The 4405-nt window shown below is 72.7% G+C and carries 5 protein-coding genes and 1 pseudogene; 1 reads left to right on the forward strand and 5 read right to left on the reverse strand.

Annotated features, from left to right (window positions below; translation table 11 throughout):
* Window positions 1-359 precede the first annotated feature (359 nt).
* Window positions 360-686, forward strand: a pseudogene (locus K9U41_RS21875) (spermidine synthase); the annotation flags it as partial.
* Between the two features lie 697 nt (window positions 687-1383).
* Here K9U41_RS21875 and K9U41_RS21880 read toward each other — a convergent pair.
* From K9U41_RS21880 to K9U41_RS21900, 5 genes are all read right to left on the reverse strand, one after another.
* On the reverse strand, window positions 1384-1869 hold the full coding sequence (locus K9U41_RS21880) for a copper resistance CopC family protein (protein WP_282642955.1): 486 nt from the start codon (window positions 1867-1869) through the stop codon (window positions 1384-1386).
* A gap of 31 nt (window positions 1870-1900) precedes the next feature.
* Window positions 1901-2521 carry a TIGR02466 family protein gene (locus K9U41_RS21885; RefSeq protein WP_282642956.1) on the reverse strand — a complete coding sequence of 207 codons (621 nt, stop codon included), beginning with the start codon at window positions 2519-2521 and terminating at the stop codon, window positions 1901-1903.
* Between the two features lie 153 nt (window positions 2522-2674).
* The gene (locus K9U41_RS21890) at window positions 2675-3352 is read right to left on the reverse strand and encodes a general secretion pathway protein GspN (RefSeq protein ID WP_282642957.1); all 678 of its coding nucleotides are present in this window, start codon (window positions 3350-3352) and stop codon (window positions 2675-2677) included.
* Between the two features lie 164 nt (window positions 3353-3516).
* Window positions 3517-4092, reverse strand: coding sequence for a type II secretion system protein GspM (gene gspM / locus K9U41_RS21895; RefSeq protein ID WP_282642958.1), 576 nt, complete (start codon window positions 4090-4092; stop codon window positions 3517-3519).
* Window positions 4089-4405, reverse strand: a 317-nt coding sequence (locus K9U41_RS21900) for a PilN domain-containing protein (RefSeq protein WP_282642959.1), incomplete at its 5' end; no start/stop codon positions are given. The genes gspM and K9U41_RS21900, both read right to left, overlap by 4 nt.

Below are 4405 nucleotides of genomic sequence, written 5' to 3' on the forward strand. Positions count from 1 at the left end.
GGGTCGGGCCGGCGCTCGCCGTCAACACGCTGGGCGCGGCGCTGGCGCCGATCCTGTTCGGCCCGCTGCTGCTGCCGCTGCTCGGCGCCAAGCTCGCCTTCGTGCTGATCGCCCTCGGCTATCTTCTGGTGCTGCCCGATCTGCGGCGCTCATCCCTCATGGCGGCGGGGCTGGTGGGCGCGGCCACGGCGGCGCTGGTGGTGGCGCCGCTGTCGCTACGCTTCGTGCGCATTCCGCCCGGCGGCGAACTGGTGTGGCACCGCGACGGGGTGATGGCGGCGGTCAGCGTCATCTCCAACAGCGCCGGCGACCGGCATCTGCAGGTGAACAACCATTTCCGCATGGGCGGCAGCGCCTCCATGCGCTCCGACCACCGGCAGGCGCACATTCCCCTGCTGCTGCACCCCGACCCAAGGAGCGCCCTGTTCCTCGGCCTCGGCACCGGGGCGACCCTGTCCGCGGCGGGCGAGCATCCCGGCCTTCGGGCGGACGGGGTGGAACTGGTGCCGGAGGTGGTGGAGACCTTCCCTTTGTTCGGCGCCTCGGCCGGCGAGATCGGCCGCAACCCCCTCGTCAAGGTCCATGTGGCCGATGCCCGGCGCTTCGCGCGCGCGCCCGGCGAGCGCTACGACGTGATCGTGGCCGACCTCTACCACCCCTCCGTGGACGGCTCGGGCGCGCTCTATGCGCGGGAGCATTTCGAGGCGATCCGCGACCGGCTCGCGGACGGCGGACTGTTCGCCCAGTGGCTGCCCCTGCACCAGCTGGACCTGCCCACCCTGCGCATCATCGTGCGCACCTTCCTCGACACCTTCCCGGATGCGAGCGCCTATCTCGCCCAGTTCAGCGTGGAGACGCCGCTGATCGCCCTCGTGGGCCGGCGCGACCCCAAGACCTATCCGGCGGACTGGGTGGGGCGCCGCATCACCGATCCCGCCCTTTCCGGGCGCCTCGCCACGCTGGACATGACCGGGGACTTCTCCCTGTTCGGCCTCTATCTGGCGAGCCGTCCCGAGCTTGCGGCCTTCGCCGGGCCGGGGCCGGTGAACACGGATGACCGCCCCCTCGTCACCACGGACGCGCCCCGCGTCGCCTATGCCGGAACGGACACGCCCGCCGACCGGCTGGTCGCGCTCCTCGCCGCGCTAAACCCCGCGCCCGAGGCGGTGCTCGACACCGCCGACCCGGACGCCCGCCGCCGCCTCGCAGCCTATTGGCAGGCGCGGGACGCCTACCTGGAGACGGGAGCGCGGACCCTGGCCGCGCGCGGTCCGCGCGACCTCATCGGCACGCTGGCCCCGCGCCTGATCGAGATCGTGGGCATGAGCCCGGATTTCGAGCCGGCCTATGGGCCGGTGCTCGCCATGGCGCGGCAGATCGCGGTCAGCGACCCGGCTGCGGCGCGACGCCTCCTAGAAGCACTCGATAGGGCGAACCCGGGCCGACCCGATGCACGCCGCCTTCTTGCGGCGCTGCCGCCGGGTGCGGGGTCGGCGCCTCGCCCGCCGCAGCCACGGTGAAGGGGATGGAGCCGCCGTCGGCGTGATGATGGCGGCGCAGGTAGCCGTTCCAGATCACCATATATCTGCCGGGCGGCAGGGGCTGGGTGACGCGGAACGCGGTCTGGCGCACCTGTCCTGCCGGGCGGGCCCAGTCGGTGGGCCATTCGGCATTGTCCGGCCCGATCACCCGCACCTCGTGGAGTTCGAACTCGTCGGTGAAGTCGATGCTCACCGCTGGCTCGGCATCGCCCAGAATGTCATTGGCATTGGGCACCGACTGGTCGAACGCGCACTGCGCGAGGGCCGGCGCGGCCGTGCAGGCAACGAGGCCGGCGACAAGCGCGGCGAGGGCGGAGACGGGTTGCATCGTCCTGCGAACTCCTGACATGAACGCCCGCTCACGCGAAGCGGATGGCGTAGCCGAAATTGTCGAGCCGATCGGGAATGGCGTTGAAGGCGATGGAGATGCGCCGTTCGCCGCGATTGGCGGGCACCTCGTGCAGCAGGTAGCTCGGGAACATCACGAGGTCGCCGGCGCAGGTCTCCGGCATGGCCCACTTGCCACCGTTGAAGGCGTTGATGCGGGCATTGGGATTGCTGTTGCCGAACAGGAAGCCGGTGCCGCCGATGCTCTTGTGGAACACGATGTTGGCGGAGGGATGCGCCTGCGTCAGGTAGACCACGCCGGAGATGAAGCTGTTGGCGTGGGTGTGGATGGCCTGGTGCCCGCCGGGCTCCAGCACGTTCACCCAGATCTCCTTGATCTGCCAGGTCAGCGCCTCGCCGAACAGCACCTCGCCGAACTCCGCCACCTTGGGCAGCACCAGCGCGCCCAGCCGGCTGTGCAGGGAGTTGGCCTCGGTCCCCGCCACCGGGGTGTGGGAGAGGAGGTCGGAATAGGCATTGGTCAGGCTGGTGGCGTCCACCGCCTCGGCGGCCAGCGCCGCCACCGTCTCCGGTTCAAGCAATCCCGGCACCCGCATCACCGGGGTCGGGAACAATCCAATAAGCTGGCTCACGATGGCGCCTGTCCGGTCCGGCAAAAAGGGGAGACGGCGCGCACTTTCCCCATGGGCCATGACCTGCCGATGACGAAGGGGCGAACCTGCAGCCCGGCCAGCGGTCCCGATCGAGGAGCGTTGCCGCGCTGGCTCGGCCCGGCGCCGTCGCCCTCAATGGCTGGATTCGATATCCGACAGCGCCGGCGCGGGCCGGAACGGGGCGATAATATGCGCCGTGGGCCGCTCGCCGGCCGGACGACCCGGGCGCGCCAGCAGGGGGGAGCCGTCCGGCGCGCGCGCCGCCGGCGTCGCGCCGCCGTTCCCCGGGACCGGAAGCGCCAGCACCACGCTGTTGCGGCCGTTCTGCAGCAGCGCGTCGCGCACGCTGACGGAGCGCAGCACCCAGCCCTCGTGGGTCTCCCCGGTGCGCAGCCGCAGCACGGCATTGCTCGCCGGATCGAGGAAGATGCCGTAGGCGTCGGACTGGCCCACCAAGGTGCCGATGAGGGTCACGCGCGGCCGTGCCGGCGCGACCGGCACCGGCGCGGTGGGCGCGGCCGGCGGCGGCGCCTCGATCGCGGTTGGCGGGCGCCGGGTGGGCGAGAAGATCGGCCGCGCGCGGGTGGCGTCCAGCCGGTCGAGCGGAAGCGACCACAGGGGATTGCCCCGCGGCACCGCAGCTTGCAGTCGGGAACCTGCGGACCCATCGCCGCCTTCGGCCGCGCGGACCTGGACCGGGCCGGCCGGCGGGACGGATGCATCAAGATCGGACGCGCGCCCCAGCCCGGCGGGCGCCATCAGCACCGCCGCCACGGCGGCGAGGCGCAAAGCCCGCTGGTCCAGGCCCACGCGGCGACCCAGTGAAGCCCCACCCGCGCCGCTCAAGGGCCGGAGCCGGCGGCCTGCCCCCACGCCGGGAGCACCCCGGTGGCGGGGCAGGCCGAGCCCGGGCAGCGACAACGCCCACCGGCGAAAAAACTCCGGCGCAAAGGAAGAGGAGCGCGCGAACCCGCTCATGGCGCGCCCCGCCATTGGCCGTAGACGGTGAAGGTCACTTTCAGCGCCATGTGCTGCTGGCCGCCCCCGTCCACCGTCCGCCCGCCCGAGGCCGGCGCCTCGCTCTGGATCGCCAGCTGGTCCACGAACAGGAACGGCTGGCCCGCCTCGATGTCGTAGAGCAGCTTCTGGAGCGCATCCTCGCCGATATCGAGGCTCGCGGCTACGGCGACGAAGCCGGCGCCATAGGGCGTGCCCTGAAGCTCCGGCCGGGACGAGGTGATGCGCCCGCCCGCCCGCTCCACGGCGGCGGCGATGCGCTGCATGAGCACGGCGCCCGCCACCGTCACCGTGGGTCCCTCCAGCACCGGCGCGCCGCTCCACGGCTCCGCCCCGTCGCCGGCGCGCGGCGGCTTGCGGCCCTGCAGGCGGTCCAGCGCATCGGCGGCCTCGGCCACGGCGGCGCGCTTGTCCATCAGGTCACCCACGGCGCTCCCCGCCACCGCGAGAAGCACCGCGACGAGCGCCAGATAGCCCAGCGCCGCAAGAAGCGGCTGCCGGCTTGTGGGGATGACGGCAGGGCGGAGGTTCACCGCGCCACCTCCATGGGCAGGAGAATGCGCGCGGAGATGTGGAAGCGCTCGCCGGCCTCCCCCGCCGCACGGGTGGTGGGGGCGACGAAGGTGGCCTCGGCGAACTGGCGCGATTGCTCCAGCAGGCGGACCAGCGCGGCCGCCTCCCGCGACACCCCGGCCACCTCCACCCTGTCGCCCTCCATCTGCAGCTCGGTGACATAGGTGTCGTCGGGCAGCACCTGCGACAGCGCCTCCAGCACCAGCACGGTGGCGGGCACCTCGCGCTTGCGCCGTTCGAGGGCGGCGACGAGGCCCCCGCCCTGCCCCCCAC

The organism is Xanthobacter autotrophicus, assembly GCF_029991245.1.
GTDB lineage: Bacteria > Pseudomonadota > Alphaproteobacteria > Rhizobiales > Xanthobacteraceae > Xanthobacter > Xanthobacter autotrophicus_C.